Source organism: Acinetobacter sp. LipI_19, from assembly GCF_058242925.1.
Genome location: NZ_JBZAYK010000001.1, coordinates 3,198,649 through 3,216,496 on the forward strand (window position 1 = coordinate 3,198,649; position 17,848 = coordinate 3,216,496).

Genomic DNA, 17,848 nt, shown 5'->3' on the forward strand with positions numbered 1-17,848 from the left:
CTTAACCCATATAGTTGGATTTTTAACGCTATGATGCGAACTCATTATTGCGGTTCTTTAACCGAAGCTCAAATTGACCAGACTGTAACGCTTTGTGGCTGGGTACATCGTCGTCGTGACCACGGTGGAGTGATTTTCCTTGATATGCGTGATCGTGATGGTCTCGTTCAAGTCGTCATCGATCCTGATACTCCAGAAGCATTTGCAACTGCGGATAAAGCACGTTCAGAATATGTATTAAAAATTGTAGGACGTGTACGTCGTCGCTATGAAGGCACCGAAAATGCCAATATGGTGAGTGGTCAAATCGAAGTTTTAGGTAAAGAAATCGAAGTTCTTGCTGCATCTGAAACTCCACCATTCCCATTGAATGATGAAAATGCCAATATTTCTGAAGAAATCCGTCTGAAATATCGTTTCCTCGATATTCGTCGTCCAGAAATGATTGACCGCTTACGTTTCCGCTCTAAAGTGACCACGTTAATTCGTAACTACTTAGATGAAAACGGCTTCTTGGATGTTGAAACACCCATTTTGACACGTGCAACACCTGAAGGTGCGCGTGACTATTTAGTGCCTAGCCGTGTTTCAAATGGTAGCTTTTATGCGCTCCCTCAATCACCACAATTGTTTAAACAATTGTTGATGGTTGGTGGTGTAGATCGTTATTACCAAATCGCAAAATGTTTCCGTGACGAAGACTTACGTGCCGATCGTCAACCTGAATTTACTCAAATCGACATCGAAACATCGTTCTTAAACGATGACGATATTATGGATTTGATGGAAGGCATGACCGTTAAGATGTTCAATGAACTTCTTGGTGTGAAATTCGACAAATTCCAGCGCATGACTTATGCCGATGCAATGCGTGATTATGCATCTGACAAACCAGACTTACGTATTCCTTTGAAACTTGTAGACGTTGCGGACATGATGCAAGACGTTGAGTTCAAAGTATTTGCAGGCCCAGCAAAAGATCCTAAAGGTCGTATTGTGGCACTTCGTGTACCTGGTGCAGGCTCATTGCCACGTAGCCAAATCGATGAATACACTAAATTCGTTGGAATTTATGGGGCGAAAGGCTTAGCTTATATTAAAGTCAACGAACTTGAAAAAGGCATCGAAGGTCTTCAATCTCCAATCGTTAAATTCATCGAACCAATCGTGCTTGATTTGTTAAAGCGTGTTGGTGCTGAAAACGGTGACATCGTATTCTTTGGTGCAGATAAAGCCAAAGTTGTAAATGATGCAATGGGTGCTTTACGTATCAAGATCGGTCATGACATGAACATGTCAACAACCGAGTGGGCGCCACTTTGGGTCGTAGACTTCCCAATGTTCGAAGAAACTGATGATGGTAAATGGACATCTGTTCACCACCCGTTCACACTTCCAAAATCAAGTGTTGAAGAAGTGAAAAGCAATCCTGGTGCAGCACTTTCTGTTGCTTACGATATGGTATTGAATGGTACCGAAATCGGTGGTGGTTCATTGCGTATCTACACTTTAGAAATGCAAAAAGCAATTTTTGAAGCTTTAGGTATTGGCGAAGAAGAAGCTGAAGAAAAATTCAGTTTCTTATTAAATGCTTTAAAATTCGGTGCACCGCCTCATGGTGGTTTAGCATTCGGTCTAGACCGTTTAGTGATGTTGATGACAGGTTCATCATCTATCCGTGACGTGATTGCTTTCCCGAAAACCAAAACTGCTGAGTGTCCATTAACTCAAGCACCTGCACCAGTTGAACCAAATCAATTGCGTGACTTGGGTATTCGTTTACGCGAAAAACCGAAAACTGAAGAATCTAAATAATTTTTAATTGTTTCATCAAAAACCCTGCTTTATGCAGGGTTTTCTGTTTTTCATATGCATTTTATTTCGATAGGTTCTAATTGAGATAAGTTCTCATAAATGGCATACTATCGCTGTTAACTTTTGAGGTGAAAACCTATGGCTATGCGACCTAATGTACTTCGTCATACAATTATTATCATTGTATTTTCAGTGGTTCAATGGGGATTTATGCGTTATATCCTAAGCCATCAGTTGTTTAATTTAGATACTTATCAACGTATTCTATATTTCAGCATGAGCAGTTTTATTGCTGGTTTCTTTATTATTTCAGCACTAATTTATTTGGTGTTGAAAGGCAATGCTGATCGCGACTAATATTAATTAAATGTATAAGCTACTTAAAACTTTCTCTCGATTACCTCTAGGGATGATACAAAGTATTGCTAGAGGTGTGGGGAATTTATTGTTTATGAGTAATTCTTCAGCAAAACGTACCACTGCATTGAATTTAACAGCAGCGTATCCCGAGCTTGATGAACAACAACGCAATCAACTGATTAAGGCCAGTTTAAAAAGCCAATGTATGACTTATGCAGAGTCAATTAAAATTTGGGGATCTTCTCCAGAATTCGCCTTAGCCCAAATTAAAGAGGTTTATAATGCTGATATTTTTCTCAATGCCTTGAAGAATCCCAATGGCTGTATTGGTGTGGTACCCCATTTTGGAGCATGGGAGCTCATGAATGCGTGGATCAACCAACATACTCATCCTGTTATCATGTATAAACCAAGTAGAGATAAAGACTTAGATCGATTTATGTTAGAGTCTCGCCAACGCTTAAATGCAACATTAGTACCCACTGATGATACTGGTGTACGGGCCTTATTTAAACATTTAAAACAAGGTGGATTTACTGCCATCCTTCCCGACCATATCCCCAAAGAGTCTGGCGGTATTTATTCTGAGTTTTATGGGCAAAAAGCATTTTCATCAACTTTACTTTCAAAGCTTGCTGCAAAAACCCAATGTTCCGTCGTGGGTTTAACTTGTGTTCGCCGCTCTGATTTCTCAGGTTTTGATTTACATTTTACCGCACTATCACAAAATATTAATTCTAAAGATTTACAGCTTTCAGTCGATACCTTGAATAAAGAAATGGAACGAATGATTAGTATTGCTCCTGAACAGTATTTATGGGGCTATAAACGATTTAGGAAATTAGAGGGTGGCAGGAATTTGTATAAATAAGCAAATTCATGTCCACCAAACAGAACTTCAAAAATTAACAGCTAAAACATTAGTTTCAACGAAATTTTATTTTCACAGTCCGAATGCCTTGTCTAAATTTTGCCAGCTTAATCATCATTTTTTGAATTTGTCTAATAACTCTTGAACATTCTTTTTTCAATTTATCACTAAATTTCAATTTTTTCTTTTTCAGATACTTCCCTTTTCTAATATTTCTAACTTCTTCCAAGGCACTTGGAAACTGTGTATTACCATTCGTCAATATCATATCCTGAATACACAATGCGGGGCTAAGCTGATACACTTCTAGCTCTGGGCACTCTCTAAACAAAAAATGATCCACAGGGATTAATGCTTTCGATTCAACAATAAAATTCAGCAATTTTTTTGCTACATCTTGCGATATGATATATCCGCCACATCCCATATGCGCTTCACGTAATAACAATAGCTTACGGGCATCGGGAGCCGAGAGATTATGTTGTTTTAACGCTACACCAATTTTTTTATAAAAGACCTCTAACTTAATCACAGAACATTCTTTTGGAATCCATACATCATCCAATAAAAAATCTTTTGCATGATCACCTAAATAGATATCATCTTCAAATATTGCAATATAATCGAGTTGCTCATCTATTGCTTTTTTCCATAACAGCATATGGCTCAGCAAGCAACCGACTTCATTTTGGTGTAAAGCTGTTGTATACCCGACCAGGCCAAGTTTAGATGTCGCGATGTCTATATTCACAGGCGTAATCGCATCAAAAAATTCAAAATCTACTTCTTGTTTTGTAAATTCAGCTACAATATGCTTACGGCGCTCTTGAGCAGTTGATAAACTAATGACAAATTTTTTCATAAAAACTCTTACAACAATTACTCATAAATTTAATTTTGAGATCGACTCCACGATAAAGATCAATGTTCATTTAAATTAATCGCATTTAGCGATATACTATACGGCACCACTCTAATAAATGTGATTTAGGGGCTATAAATAATGATTAGTGAAAACATTAAAATTTTTGTAGGTTGCGATCCAAATAACTGTGATCTTGAACAACTCATGGTATTAGAACATAGTGTTCGTAAACATACACAGCATAATGTTGAATTTATTTGGATGCAACTTAGTCATGACATAAATAGTCCGTGGTATAGCGACCAAGAAACAGGTAATGGATGGTCTACAGAAAAATGGGCAACACCTTTTTCTGGTTTCCGTTGGGCAATACCTGAGTTATGTAATTTCACAGGTCGCGCAATTTATATGGATGCTGATGTGGTCGTACTCTGTGATATTGCAGAACTTTGGTCACACCCTATGAATAATGATGCAATCGTTATCGCTAAAGGCGGGAAAAGTACAGCGCGTTTATGTACTTGTGTATGGGATTGTGAGAAAGCCAAACAATACCTCCCACCACTTGATGAAATCCGCACGAATCCAGAGAGTCATAAAAATTTAATGCGTCTTATCAAAGACAAGCCTCAATTAGTTGAACCTTATCAAGATTCTTATAATAATATTGATGGTGAAGACTTAGCGATCGAACAAATTAAAGTATTACACTACTCGGACATGGGAACTCAATTTAGTCATAAATATGCAATTCCACGTCTTGCCAAAGCGAATCAAAAACATTGGTTTGATGGCAAAATAATGCCTCATCCTCGCCAAGATTTAGTTGAGTTATTTGATCAATATTATGCGGAAGCACTAGAGCTTGGCTATAAACCTGAAAATTATTTAATTGAACCTTTTGGAACTTTTTCAAAAGCAACTCAAATTAACTACCAAGGGAATAAAGTGACTCGCCCAGACCAAGAAACCAATTGGTTGAGTAAGCAAATCCGAAAAATTAAAGCTAAATTTAAAAAGCCCACATTTACTTTAGATGGATAAATTGTCGAATAGACATTTTATCCATCTTCAATCCTTTTCTCATTACGACTCTATATGAACCATAAAACACCAAAATCGATTCAATTATTCTTTTCAAATTTTGTTTTAAGAAATATCTATAAATTTATTTATAAACATAGCCATCCTAAAACACATCGACATAATCGTAAATACTGGCCTTATTATTCCGTTAAAAGGAATGAACTTGGTGGAATTGATCAGGTGTATTTTCGTAAGAAACTCATTGCTGACAATTCAGTTATGCCTACACGCTCTTGTAAAAAAAGCATGCTGGTTGCAACTGGTCCTTCCGTTCAAAAATGCCCAGAAGATGTTTTTAAAAGACAAGATATAGATTATATCGGAATTAATGGTTCAATCTCATTGGACTATGTTCAATTTAAATATTATGTCATTATCGACTTTAATTTTACTAAAAATCGTTTTGATTTAGTACTCAAAGTACTTCAAAGTCAATGTACTTTTTTCACCACTCATCGCTGTCTAGACATCATTCTAAGAAGAATCAATCCTGACCAAATTAAATGTCAGATCAAAGTCATTGAAACGATTACGGATGGTGTAACTGAACGATTTTTAGGTCCCCGTCTCACTATTAATCCCCATCAAGACTATTTTTATTTAGAAGATGGTAAAGGATTCTCTCTGCATATTCGTGATTCTATTTTTGATTATTTCACAGTGTCATATGTCGCATTACAAATTATTTATTCTCTGTCTTATGAAGAAATTTATTTAGCAGGTTTAGATATGAATAACTTTAATCAACCACGTTTTTATGAAAAAAGCGGTAACAAACAACCAACGATGCTTGACCAATACTTAACGGAAATATTTCCAGCATTTGAGGCCGCTTCTCACTATTTAAACAAGCAGAATATTAAAGTTTACAATCTTTCACTGAAAAGTGCGATAGAGTCTTTTGAGAAATTAGATCCAAAGCTTTTATAAAGTTTTGGATTCACCTTAGCTCTTAATTTGTTTTTAATATGCAAACCAAAAATTTCCGTGATGATATCAACGGGCTTCGCGCCTATGCTGTAATACTTGTTGTTCTATTCCATTTTGGGGTTTCAGGATTTTCTGCTGGATTCTTAGGTGTCGATGTTTTCTTTGTTATTTCTGGTTATCTAATGACCAAAATCATTATTGAGAACCTTGAAAAAAATAGTTTTTCTTTTATAAACTTTTATTTAGCAAGAATCACACGAATTTTTCCTGCACTTTTCTTTGTCATCTTAATCATGACAATTTGCGGATGGTTTTTTTTCATCCCAGAAGACTTCAAACTGTTTGCTAAAGATGCAAAATATAGTCTAAGTTTTTTATCTAATGACTTATATTATCGTCAAGCAGGTGATTATTTTGCAGTAAGTTCTCATGATAAGGCCTTACTTCATACATGGTCTTTATCAGTAGAATGGCAATTTTATATATTATTTCCTATTCTTGTTTATTTATATTTTAAAATTATTCAAAATAAAAAATTCTTAGGAATATTTTTAATTTTATTATGTATTTCATCTTTAAGCTTCTCAATTTATATCTCTTCTAAAGACTCAATCTATGCTTTTTTTAAGCTCACCTCTCGTGCTTGGGAGTTGCTTGCGGGTGGCTTGGCTTATTATTATTTTAGAACATATACGCCAACTCAACCCATAAAATATTTTTTTGAACTTGTTGGTTTTTCATTCATTGCACTAAGCTTAGTCCTGTTTGGTCAAGATACAATCTGGCCAAGTTATAACGCATTAGTTCCTGTAATTGGAACGATGCTTATTCTTATTGCTAACCAACAAAATTCAGTTTTCACCAAATTTAAATTTATTCAAAATATAGGCAGTGCTTCTTACTCTATTTATTTGTGGCATTGGCCAGTTGCCTTTTTACTTGGATATTTTTTCTTTGAAAAAAACATAGTCAATATTAGTCTAGGGATTCTGATCTCTTTTATTTTAGGCTGGTTAAGCTATAAATATATTGAAAGTTCAAGAAAATATTTAGTCAGTATTAAGGTATATTACTCCTATTTATTATTCTTTATCATCCTGATCTCTTCATCCGCACTCTATTCATATATAAATAAAGACGGTTTAAAAAATCGTGCCGATTCACTCTATTTAAAACACAATGAAAAACTTGAAATGCCAAAGGTTTCCAATGGCTGGTGTTTTTATAATATTAAAGATGATCACAGCCTTAAGGTAGGTCAACAAGGACTTGAATGCCATATTGGATCGAAACAAACTGATGCTCAAAAAGTACTTTTATTTGGTGATTCTTTTGCTGGACATAATATTCCCTTTTGGCATTATCTGGGTAAAAAACTCAACTTAAATATCCATGCAATTACTACAAATTGGTGTTATCCAAGTACGGATGATCAATTCACAGGGGATAAGAATTCAACGGCCTACCAGCAATGTATGATTAATCGAAATTACTTAAAAAACAATATAGATCGATATAGTGTATTAATTTTTGCAGGTCGCTGGTCCGATATTGTGCAACAGCATCAAGAACAAAGTTTTAAAAATTTGCTCGAACTAGCGAATCAATCACATAAGAAAGTGATTGTAATGTCTGAGCCTTATGCATTTGATGCAAACATTAGCATGTTATACAAACGGTCATTGTGGTTACATCGAAATTTCAATCTAAATAGTTATTTTGATAATGTTAAAGCTAAACAGCAAAAAAATACTTCACGGCTCATTACAGATACGACTCAGCACTATCCAAATACGTTATTGCTCACTCAAGCAGATTTGTTTAAACCAAATCATATGGCAAAAGAAAGTATTCCTTACTCTTTGGATGGTCGCCATTTATCTGTTTTTGGTTCATTGTCCTCTGAAGAGTATTTTACTCAACAGCCTAAATATAAAGTACTTAAACAGTTTTTATCTACTTCAAACTAGTTAAAAATTTGGGTCAGCTAGGATTTTAGTCTAAATAAGCTTTGATTTCAGAAAAGAGATCAAAGCTTATTTTTTAACATGATTGAATGAGTTCTAAGTTAAAAATCAATAAAAGATCCTTTAAAATACATTCCTTTATCATAATATTGGCATAAATAATTACGCTCTTTTCCTGCAAGTTTTATTAACTTAGGATATTCTTCAGCTGGATAATTAATTGCCATATCAATCAAAATCTTTTCTTTTACCCAGCGATTTTTCACTTGGTAGTAAAAGGCATTTTCATCACAATCGATTAAAGTAATGCTTGGGAAAGATCGTCTGAGCACTTTCTGACATGCGACATAAGCCACTAAATATTCCAAATTACTAATTCTTTGAAAAATATCTTTGCTATTTTTTTCAGTTTTTTGAATATTTTGTACATAGCATTTAGGCGTTTGTTGAATTGCTAAATATAATTCATCATACCAATGCTTAAAGAAAACATTTTTTTTAACACTTGCCAATAACCAATTCTCCAATACTGGATAATCGATATTCGTAGTATTTTTTTTTCGGTAATAAGAAAAACATTCTGTCTGATTATTTTGCATCAGTTCAGTAATCCAATCCAAATTATCATAAAGAATTATACTGGCATCTAACCAGATCCCACCATGCTGATATAAAAGATCAAATCTGAGTAGATCAGCCTTTTGTTGAGGCGTCGCATCCTTCAATAAAGAAAAGTCAATATCACTGTACTCACTTACATTTTTTGGGTTAAGTACATATACTTGATAAGATGGGTTTTTTTCACGAATATTTTCGACACATTTTTCTACAAACTCTGGGAAACGTCCTTCCCAATAAATCCAAATTTTTTTAGGTAACTCAATAGAAGTAGTAACAGGATTAAAAATGAGCTGTCCTGCATAATTATCAATTTTTTTATTGGTATGTCTAATTTTATAATAGTACATCATATGAAATTTAGCTAAATAAAATAATTTTTTAAAAATTTTCATATAATAGATCCACAACGTTTACCTAAAGCAATACTGATAAAAATACATTTTACACAGTATATTTAACCAACAATTATCCAATTACATCTTAATACAATTAAAAATAAAGATGTTTAAGAGCATATACCCGATCACGCCACATACGTTTTTGCTTCTTAAAACCATAAGAATGGTCACGATTTTCTTTCTCTTTACGAGATATTCCCTGTGTTGCAACTGTACCTAAAATATCGCTGTCCAAACCTGCTGGACGAACAAAAGCAGGCCAAACACCTAATCCTTTTCCACTCTTACTCAACCAAGTTTGGAAAAAGATATCAACAGGCATCGCAATTGTTTTACCTTGTGCAATAAACGCCTCAGCACCCTTTCGTGACCAAATTAACCCCAAACCACGAATAGGAAAATAATAAGCGTGCCACAATGAATAGTGATCAAACTGAGTAATGTCTTTGGCTAACTTTTTCTTCTTCGCAGCTAAATTAATCAGATACCAGTCTAAGTCTGGATGCGTATCTAAATAATTTAAAACTTGATCCATAGACTGTTTGAAATCAGCTGTAATTTTCATATCATCTTCTAGGACAACAAGATAATCTGCATCACTTGCTAAAAATTTCTGAGCACAGCCATAATGACTGAGATAACACCCTAGCTCAGAATTGAGTAACCGTCTTCCTAAAGTTTGCTGCGTCAACGCATCATCATAATCCTGAAAAGATGACAATCCTTTGCCACGTCCATCGTAAGCAGAAAAACGCTCAAACTCCCAGTTTACCGCCTGTAACTGTTCTGTTGCGCGAGCAAGTCGCTCATCACTACCATCTAAATTTATCAGATATGTTTTAACTTTCATGATGGGCTTCCTACGATAAAACTTTGGCTGAAATAACTGATTTAGGTAAATAATCATATAATTTATCGATCATCTTAAGACGTACCTGTTCAGCATTCTCAGAATTTAGTTGATCTAAACTTTGGATACAACCATATTTAATATTGCCTTGATTCAATGCTTCTACAAACTCAGGTAAGCTTTCAGCATTCTTCAAATAAGCCAAAGCTAAATCAGATTTTAAAACTGCTTCATTTTTTTGAATCTTTAAATGATTCATCAATGAAATCGGATTTAGCTGTTCGACACTTCTAAATTTATATTTAATCTGTGTTTCTAATAGGTCTGGATGATGCAATAAGTATTCACTTAAAATTTTACGATCTACGCAATGTGGATAATGGTGGATTTCAAAAAATTCTTTAAAGCCTAGAATATCAGCACCCAGCATTTGTGCAATCACATGACCAGGTTGAATCGGTTTATTAAATTTTCGATTTAAAAACTGACGATATTTCAGCTTAGCCTTGTAACTAAAACAACTTTTCCAGTGTCCATAGGTGACGATTTTATTGGCTTCAAGAAAATCTTCAATTTGAGCAGGTGAATTGAAAAAGAAGTCATCATTTAAGTAGATAAAATAATCTGAAAGCCCGTTAATATTCCATAACATGCTTTCAATTGACCGGGTGTTAAACGTGGGTAGAAATTGCGTATAACCAGCAAAAATCTCACGATGATCAACGACACGAATTTTATTTGCATCACAAAGACCTTGTGTTGCAAATTCATTTAAAAATTCAGGCTGCTGATTATCTGTAACAATGAAAATATGACGGCAAAAAGGTACATACTTCAATATAGATGCAATGTTGTAATAGATCTCATCATTACTAGCAAAACGTGTATCGCTCACAGCATCTGAGGCATCTCCACCTGTGAGGTATTGATGACGTTTACGTTTTAACTCAACATCATTGCCATCGACCCAAGCAATCACGATATCAAGGTTTTGCATCTATATTGTTCTCAAATTTTCTAATGATCTAAATAAAATTACTGCCAAGCGTCTTTAATCCAGTCTGAAGGCAACACATAACGATACCATTTACCACCACCGCCAGTCACAGCATCAGGTGGATTAATTTCCCCATGGAAAATAATAATTTTGGCATCTTGTGGCTTTACTGGTGGCTTAAAATAAGCCAATGGTAATTTTTGCAAGCAATGGTATTTATAACTCTTACACCAATCTTTTGGCCAGTAGCTTAGTTTTTGCTGCTGATCGACATACCACGATAAATACTCTTGTTCATTTCGGAATTTATGACTAATTTCTTTAAAGTTTTCACGAAAATACGGCAAAATTTCAGGAAAGGTGCCCAACTTAAAACGATAAACTGAGCTATTTCCGGTCACACGCCAAGGACGTTTCCAATCGTGAATAATTAGAAATTCACCGGGATAAGTAAAGAAATCATCAATATTGTCTACAATGACCACATCAAGATCTAGAAATAATAAATTGCCTTTTAAACCATATAAATTGGGTTCAAAAGTAGATAGTTTATTCCATCCTCGCTCAGGACTTCCTTCAGGTAATGCTAATGGCGGAATTGGAAAGCATTGAACTTCGGGATTAATACCTTCCGTACGATCAGTCAAACACACCATTTGGAAATCAATTGTGGTATGTCGTTTCACCATGTTATATAGGCGATTGACATACTCAGCACCATACTTGCTGCCCCACTTCATACACAAAACGATATTCTGTTCTGATTCAACTAAATTCGACTGTAAATTTGATTCATTGACCTGCATGCATCAATCTTCCACCTGAGCAATCGCCATATCATACCATTACCCTCGCCAAGTTACTGTATTCGATTGCATATGCTGAACAATTTGTTTCATGAGAATATGCTATGATGCGTTAACAATTCACATTGAGCATGATCATTTTAATTGTTCGATATTTTATTGAGCAATCTTTTTTGAATGAATGCACTGTGAAATTGAATACAACTTTTGCAAGCACATTTTCTATATTAGGTTTTTATGAAAATAGCAGTCGCTGGAACAGGTTACGTTGGCTTATCCAATTCAATGATATTTGCACAACATCATGAAGTTGTTGCAGTAGATATTTTAGAATCTAAGGTTAACTTGCTCAACAATAAAATATCGCCCATTCAAGATGCGGATATTTCATTATTTTTAAAAGAAAAATCATTAAATTTTACAGCTACGACAAATTACCAAGCAGCGTATTGCAATGCAGATTTTGTGATTATTGCAACACCAACGGATTACGACACCAAAACCAATTATTTTAATACGCAAAGTGTCGAAAGCGTAGTTCAGCAAGTCTTAGAGGTCAACCCCAATGCAGTGATGGTGATTAAATCAACTGTCCCTGTCGGCTTCACCAAGAGTTTAAAAGAAAAATTTCACACTGAAAATATTATTTTTTCTCCAGAATTTTTACGGGAAGGAAAGGCATTGCATGACAATTTATACCCTTCCCGCATTATTGTTGGGGAAAAATCTGATCGGGCAAAACTGTTTGCTGACTTATTGATCGAAGGGGCCATCAAAAAAGACAGCCCTGTTTTATTTACCGATTCAACTGAAGCTGAAGCAATTAAGTTATTTGCCAATACCTATCTCGCTATGCGCGTTGCCTATTTCAATGAACTGGATACCTATGCGCAAATTTTTGGCTTAGACACTCATCAAATTATTGATGGTGTTTGTTTAGATCAACGTATTGGTAATCACTATAATAATCCATCATTTGGTTATGGTGGCTATTGCCTACCCAAAGACACCAAACAACTTTTAGCCAACTATAATCACGTTCCAAGTAATTTGATTCAAGCCATTGTTGACTCAAACAGCACGCGTAAAGACTTTATTGCAGACTCAGTGATTGCACGTAACCCCAATAAAGTTGGTATTTATCGCCTAGTGATGAAAAGTGGTTCAGATAATTTTAGAGCGTCCGCAATCCAAGGTGTGATGAAACGCATCAAAGCCAAGGGTATTGAAGTGATTGTCTATGAACCGACTTTACAAGAAGACCAGTTCTTTAAGTCCAAAGTCGTCAATGATTTAGTACAATTTAAACAGCAAAGTGACGTGATTATTGCCAATCGGGCTTCTAATGACTTAAGTGATGTATTAGATAAAGTCTATACACGAGATATTTTCGGAGCAGATGAATGAAAGTCCTCGTCACAGGTGCAGCAGGTTTTATTGGCTTCAATGTTGCAAAAAAACTTTTAGAACGTGGTGATGATGTTGTTGGCTTTGACAATATGAATGATTACTATGACCCCGCATTAAAACAAGCCCGATTAGCGGTTCTCAAAGATACGGCGGCACAAACCCAGCAAATATTCACTTTTATTCATGCCAATCTTGCCGATAAAGCAATCGTTGATCAATGTTTTCAAGATCATCAATTTGATCGGGTGATTCATTTGGCTGCACAAGCTGGTGTCCGTTACTCATTAGAAAATCCATTGAGCTATGTCGAAAGTAATTTAATTGGCTTTACCAATCTTATTGAAGCATGCCGTTATGCCAAAACACCACATTTAACTTATGCCAGTACCAGTAGTGTTTATGGTGCAAATACCACCATGCCATTTAGTGAAAAACATGGCGTTAACCATCCTGTACAGTTCTATGCCGCAACGAAACGTGCCAATGAACTCATGGCGCACAGTTATAGCCATCTCTTCAATTTACCAACAACAGGCTTACGCTTTTTTACTGTCTATGGTCCTTGGGGCCGTCCAGACATGGCTTTGTTTAAGTTCACCAAGAACATTATTGAAGACCAACCTATTCCTGTTTTCAATCACGGCAACCATACCCGTGACTTCACTTTTATTTCAGATATTGTGGAAGGTGTGATTCGTTCAAGTGATCAAATTGCGCAACCTGATCCAAATTGGAACAGCAAAAATCCTGATCCATCGACCAGTTATGCGCCTTTCCGTATTTTCAATATCGGCAACAACAATCCAGTAAAATTGATTGAATATATTCATGCTATTGAAAAAGCCTTAGGCAAAGAAGCAATTTTAGAATTACTTCCATTACAACCAGGTGATGTGCCGGATACTTTTGCGGATAGCAGTGCTTTAGAACAGATGGTCGGATACAAACCATCGGTCTCTGTTGAAGATGGTGTTAAACAATTCGTAGATTGGTATCGAGATTTTTATCAAGTTTAATTAAGGCTTTTATTTAGTTTAAAGCTAAATTTTAGCCTTTGAATTTTTTTTCAATTATTACAACAGCCAGATCTAAGCAAAAAAAGGATTCCTCTAGGAATCCTTTTTTTGCATGCAGCCACTTATTTTACATAAGTCAGCCAATGTGCATATTTTGGATCTTTACCTTGAACAGCATCAAAGAATGCTTTCTGAATCTTCTCAGTAATCGGACCACGAGCGCCTGAACCAATTTCACGATCATCATATTCACGGATCGGCGTCACTTCAGCAGCAGTCCCAGTAAAGAATGCTTCATCACCAATATAAAATTCATCACGGGTAATACGACGTTCAACAACTTCAATCCCCATATCTTTCGCAATGGTGATAATCGTTTGACGCGTAATCCCATCCAATGCCCCGCCAGCAATGTCTGGTGTATGTAATACACCATCTTTTACTAAGAATACATTTTCACCTGAACCTTGGCATACATACCCTTGAGGGTCCATAAGCATCGCTTCATCATAACCAGAATGTGCCACTTCTTGGTGTGCAAGAATAGACAAAGTATAGTTACCTGAAGCCTTGGCTTTACACATGGTCACGTTAGGGTGATGGTGCGTAAATGATGAGGTTTTAACACGAATACCTTTCGCCATTGCTTCATCGCCAAGGTAAGCACCCCAGCTCCATGCAGCAATTGTCGCATGAATGGTATTATCAGTTGCAGCGATACCTAATTTTTCCGAACCAATGAAAATAATTGGGCGTAAATAGCATGACGCCAATTTATTTTCACGGACAACATCAATTTGAGCTTGTTCAAGAGTTGCTTGATCAAATGGAACTTTCATTTGATAAATTTTTGCAGAATTTAACAAACGTTTTGTATGGTCTTGGAGACGGAAAATCGCAGTACCGTTAGGTGTTTCATAAGCACGGACACCCTCAAAAACACCCATACTATAATGTAATGTATGAGTTAAGACGTGAATTTTAGCTTCACGCCAATCAACCATTTGTCCATCTTGCCAAATAAAACCATCACGATCAGCCAAATTCATGGCGCACACTCCAAATTTTTACACAATTATTCACTTTCCAAAGCGAAACTCGCTGTTGGATCAATTAATCTTTGCCATAACTTGCAAACGACCTCTCGGGTATCGTGCCAATCCGCAGCACTCACTTGCATATTATGATTTGCAAGTGCCAAACGGTGGCTCTCGGCGCGTTCACTGAGATAAGCTTGAATCAATGCGGATACATCGTCGCTGGATAAGCAACCTGCCTTTGCGGCATCTTCAAGGATTCGTACGTTGTCGGAATAATGGGCGAGATCAGGATTCGTCCCACTCCAGGCTAATACGACATACTGTGCCATAAATTCGATGTCAACGATACCACCTGCATCCTGTTTTAGATGAAAAATTCCATCTTTTTTCTGATCTTTTGAGGAACCCAAATGATCTTTCATCTTCTGACGCATGTTCAGGACTTCTTTGCGAACTGTCTCTTCTTCTCTTGGTAATGTGAGAACCCTACAGCGTAATTCTTCAAATTTTGCTCTTAAGCTTTGCTCACCTGCAATTGAGCGTGCTCGAACAATTGCTTGATGTTCCCACAACCAGGCACTTTTGAGTTGATACTGTTCAAATGCCTTTAAACTGGTGACCAATAAGCCTGCTTCACCAGAAGGGCGTAAACGGGTATCAATTTCATAGACTCGACCATCTAAAGTTTGTGTGGTCATCAGAGACATAAATTTTTGCGCAACACGCATGGCAAATTCAAAGCCACTAATGGCCTTTTGACCATCAGTATCTGCTTGTTCATCCATATAATGAATAAAAACTAGATCGAGGTCTGAACCATAGCCTAGCTCAATGCCCCCTACTTTGCCATAACCAATCACAGCATAGGCCATATGGTCTAATGAACAACGCAGGCCTTCTGCATCGACAGGATAACCATGACGCTTAGCAACTGTCTGATAAGCCAAGTTTAATGTTGCAATCACAGAAACTTCTGCAATATCTGTTAAAGCATCCGAAACTTTCATCAACGGGCTTTCTGCCAGCACATCGCTTGCAGCAACGGTAAGCACATTGGATTTTTTAAATAAGCGCAATACTCGCATTTGATCTTCAACTTGATCGATTTCAATACGCAGTAATTGCTGGCGGAGCGAATCTTCCAAATAATCTCGTCGAGGCAGTTCAAAATCCATGGATAAAAACTCATCCAGAAGAACAGGATAATGAGTCAACTCCTCACAAATCCACGGACTAACTGTCGCCATTTTGACCAAACGTTGCAACGCCCCTTTGCTTTCAATCAACATCACCAAATACACGGTACGGCGCATTACAGATTCGACCAACGGCATCAATCGCATTAAAGCCACTTGCGGACTATTCGACTGTAGGACTGCTTCAACCAAATGCGGCCAAAATTCTTTTAAACGCTGTACAGCTTTAGCAGGCAGTTTCTTGATTGCATGACCATACCAAAACTCATGAATCAGATTTTGTGCATTACGGTCTAAGATCTCATTGAGCTGGCTTTCCAACTGACTAAAACTTTCAATCGGAGAATCAAGTCCTTTTTCTTTAATCAAATGCTCAAATTGGAAAGTCACCTTGCTGCGCTTTTGGTTGAGAAAATCAATAAAAGCAGCCCAATCATCAAAACCCAAGGTATCAATTATTCGCTGACGAAGTTCAGGTTCTGTAGGTAAAGATTGTGTTTGCTGGTCATTCAAGGCTTGAATAGCATGCTCTACACGTCGTAAAAATAGATAAGCCTCTTCAAGATCCTCAACGGATTGATGATCGAGTAATCCCGCCTCACCCAAATGTTTTAGGCTAACAAGGCATTGGCGGTCTTGTAACTCTAATTTTGCTCCGCCATAAATCAGCTGAAAAACCTGCACAATAAATTCAACTTCACGAATACCACCTGCGCCCAGCTTAATATCGTCTGCAATGTTACGCCGAGCCACCTCACGTTCAATCATGGCTTTCATTTCACGCATGGCTTCAAAAGCGGTGTAATCTACATATTTACGAAAAACGAATGGGCGGGTCATATCCAATAAACTATCACCGTCTTGTCCACCTGTGATAATACGCGCCTTAATCCATGCATAACGTTCCCACTCGCGCCCATGCTGACTTAAATATTTTTCTAAAGCCACATGACTTATTGCCAGTGCTGAACCATCCCCCCAAGGACGTAGACGCATATCCACACGAAATACAAAACCATCTGCAGTAATATGATCTAATAAATAGATCAGCTTTTGCCCCCACAAGATGCAAAATTGCTGTACATCAATACACTTACGACCATTGCTTTCTCCTTGCTCATCAAAGGCAAAAATCAGGTCAATATCACTAGATAAGTTCAGCTCTTGTGCCCCAAGCTTGCCCATCCCAATGACGATCAAATCTTGAAGCTTGCCGTTATAACCTATCGGTTCGCCATGTTTTGCCAGCAAAGGAATCCGAGCAAAATCTTTTGCTGCAATGATACAGGCATCTGCAAAATCAGACAGTTCTCGTGTCAACTTCACCACATTGGTCAGTTGGTTAGCATCTTGCCAAATCCAACGAAACATTAAGCGTGCACGAAGAATACGTAAGACTTTCATCCACGTATTTTCATCTTGAATATTGACTAAATGATCGTAAACGAGTTGTTGAATTTGTGCTGTACTGAGCGATTGTTGAAATTGATCAATTGCATAATCATGTTCTAAAGTGGCTTGATGTAGACTTAATACTTGTTCTGCATACTGACTTGCATGTAATGTTTTTTGCAATTGCTCAATGTTCATTGAAAAGCCTGTACTTATGTTTTATCAGCT

15 protein-coding genes are annotated in these 17,848 nt (G+C 36.6%); 8 read left to right on the forward strand and 7 right to left on the reverse strand.

The genetic code is table 11. The features are described from left to right. The first annotated feature begins 30 nt into the window (after window positions 1-30). The 3 genes from aspS (at window position 31) to AC4CVF_RS15465 (ending at window position 3,046) form a co-directional block, all read left to right on the forward strand. Entirely contained in the window at window positions 31-1,815 is a 1,785-nt protein-coding gene (aspS, locus tag AC4CVF_RS15455) for an aspartate--tRNA ligase (RefSeq protein ID WP_490773624.1), read from the forward strand. A gap of 138 nt (window positions 1,816-1,953) precedes the next feature. Then, window positions 1,954-2,172 carry a hypothetical protein gene (locus AC4CVF_RS15460; protein WP_004723114.1) on the forward strand — a complete coding sequence of 73 codons (219 nt, stop codon included), beginning with the start codon at window positions 1,954-1,956 and terminating at the stop codon, window positions 2,170-2,172. Between the two features lie 10 nt (window positions 2,173-2,182). After that, window positions 2,183-3,046, forward strand: a complete 864-nt coding sequence (locus AC4CVF_RS15465) for a lysophospholipid acyltransferase family protein (protein ID WP_490789683.1) — start codon at window positions 2,183-2,185, stop codon at window positions 3,044-3,046. A gap of 55 nt (window positions 3,047-3,101) precedes the next feature. On the opposite strand, the gene AC4CVF_RS15470 is transcribed toward AC4CVF_RS15465, so the two are convergent. Next, window positions 3,102-3,908 carry a glycosyltransferase family 25 protein gene (locus tag AC4CVF_RS15470; RefSeq protein WP_336953401.1) on the reverse strand — a complete coding sequence of 269 codons (807 nt, stop codon included), beginning with the start codon at window positions 3,906-3,908 and terminating at the stop codon, window positions 3,102-3,104. 141 nt (window positions 3,909-4,049) lie between these two features. On the opposite strand from AC4CVF_RS15470, the gene AC4CVF_RS15475 reads away from it, so the two are divergent. The 3 genes from AC4CVF_RS15475 to AC4CVF_RS15485 are packed head-to-tail and all read left to right on the forward strand — an operon-like array spanning window position 4,050 to window position 7,897. After that, window positions 4,050-4,955, forward strand: coding sequence for a glycosyltransferase (locus AC4CVF_RS15475; protein WP_336953402.1), 906 nt, complete (start codon window positions 4,050-4,052; stop codon window positions 4,953-4,955). A 54-nt stretch (window positions 4,956-5,009) separates the two neighbouring features. Beyond that, entirely contained in the window at window positions 5,010-5,927 is a 918-nt protein-coding gene (locus tag AC4CVF_RS15480) for a lipopolysaccharide biosynthesis protein (protein WP_419359071.1), read from the forward strand. Between the two features lie 38 nt (window positions 5,928-5,965). Next, window positions 5,966-7,897, forward strand: coding sequence for an acyltransferase family protein (locus tag AC4CVF_RS15485; RefSeq protein WP_490789684.1), 1,932 nt, complete (start codon window positions 5,966-5,968; stop codon window positions 7,895-7,897). A gap of 98 nt (window positions 7,898-7,995) precedes the next feature. Here the strand turns inward: AC4CVF_RS15485 and AC4CVF_RS15490 are convergent, their stop codons facing one another. The 4 genes from AC4CVF_RS15490 to AC4CVF_RS15505 form a co-directional block, all read right to left on the reverse strand. Beyond that, a complete protein-coding gene (locus tag AC4CVF_RS15490; RefSeq protein WP_419328095.1) occupies window positions 7,996-8,907 on the reverse strand; it encodes a glycosyltransferase family 32 protein in 912 nt (303 codons plus the stop codon). Between the two features lie 97 nt (window positions 8,908-9,004). Further along, entirely contained in the window at window positions 9,005-9,763 is a 759-nt protein-coding gene (locus tag AC4CVF_RS15495; RefSeq protein WP_490789685.1) for a glycosyltransferase family 25 protein, read from the reverse strand. Between the two features lie 10 nt (window positions 9,764-9,773). Next, window positions 9,774-10,760 (reverse strand): Stealth CR1 domain-containing protein, encoded by a 987-nt coding sequence (locus tag AC4CVF_RS15500; RefSeq protein ID WP_336953406.1) that lies wholly within the window; start codon window positions 10,758-10,760, stop codon window positions 9,774-9,776. Between the two features lie 38 nt (window positions 10,761-10,798). Then, window positions 10,799-11,566 (reverse strand): glycosyltransferase, encoded by a 768-nt coding sequence (locus AC4CVF_RS15505; RefSeq protein WP_336953407.1) that lies wholly within the window; start codon window positions 11,564-11,566, stop codon window positions 10,799-10,801. Between the two features lie 237 nt (window positions 11,567-11,803). Here AC4CVF_RS15505 and AC4CVF_RS15510 point away from each other — a divergent pair, with 237 nt between their 5' ends. Continuing rightward, on the forward strand, window positions 11,804-12,973 hold the full coding sequence (locus AC4CVF_RS15510) for a nucleotide sugar dehydrogenase (protein ID WP_490789686.1): 1,170 nt from the start codon (window positions 11,804-11,806) through the stop codon (window positions 12,971-12,973). Further along, window positions 12,970-13,992: an NAD-dependent epimerase gene (locus AC4CVF_RS15515; RefSeq protein WP_483770305.1), complete on the forward strand. Its 1,023-nt coding sequence runs from the start codon at window positions 12,970-12,972 to the stop codon at window positions 13,990-13,992. The genes AC4CVF_RS15510 and AC4CVF_RS15515 overlap by 4 nt, the downstream gene beginning before the upstream one ends. A 122-nt stretch (window positions 13,993-14,114) precedes the next feature. On the opposite strand, the gene AC4CVF_RS15520 is transcribed toward AC4CVF_RS15515, so the two are convergent. Both AC4CVF_RS15520 and glnE read right to left on the reverse strand, forming a co-directional pair. Further along, window positions 14,115-15,041 carry a branched-chain amino acid transaminase gene (locus tag AC4CVF_RS15520; protein WP_446083285.1) on the reverse strand — a complete coding sequence of 309 codons (927 nt, stop codon included), beginning with the start codon at window positions 15,039-15,041 and terminating at the stop codon, window positions 14,115-14,117. A 26-nt stretch (window positions 15,042-15,067) separates the two neighbouring features. After that, the gene (gene glnE / locus AC4CVF_RS15525; protein ID WP_336953410.1) at window positions 15,068-17,818 is read right to left on the reverse strand and encodes a bifunctional [glutamate--ammonia ligase]-adenylyl-L-tyrosine phosphorylase/[glutamate--ammonia-ligase] adenylyltransferase; all 2,751 of its coding nucleotides are present in this window, start codon (window positions 17,816-17,818) and stop codon (window positions 15,068-15,070) included. Between the last annotated feature and the right edge of the window lie 30 nt (window positions 17,819-17,848).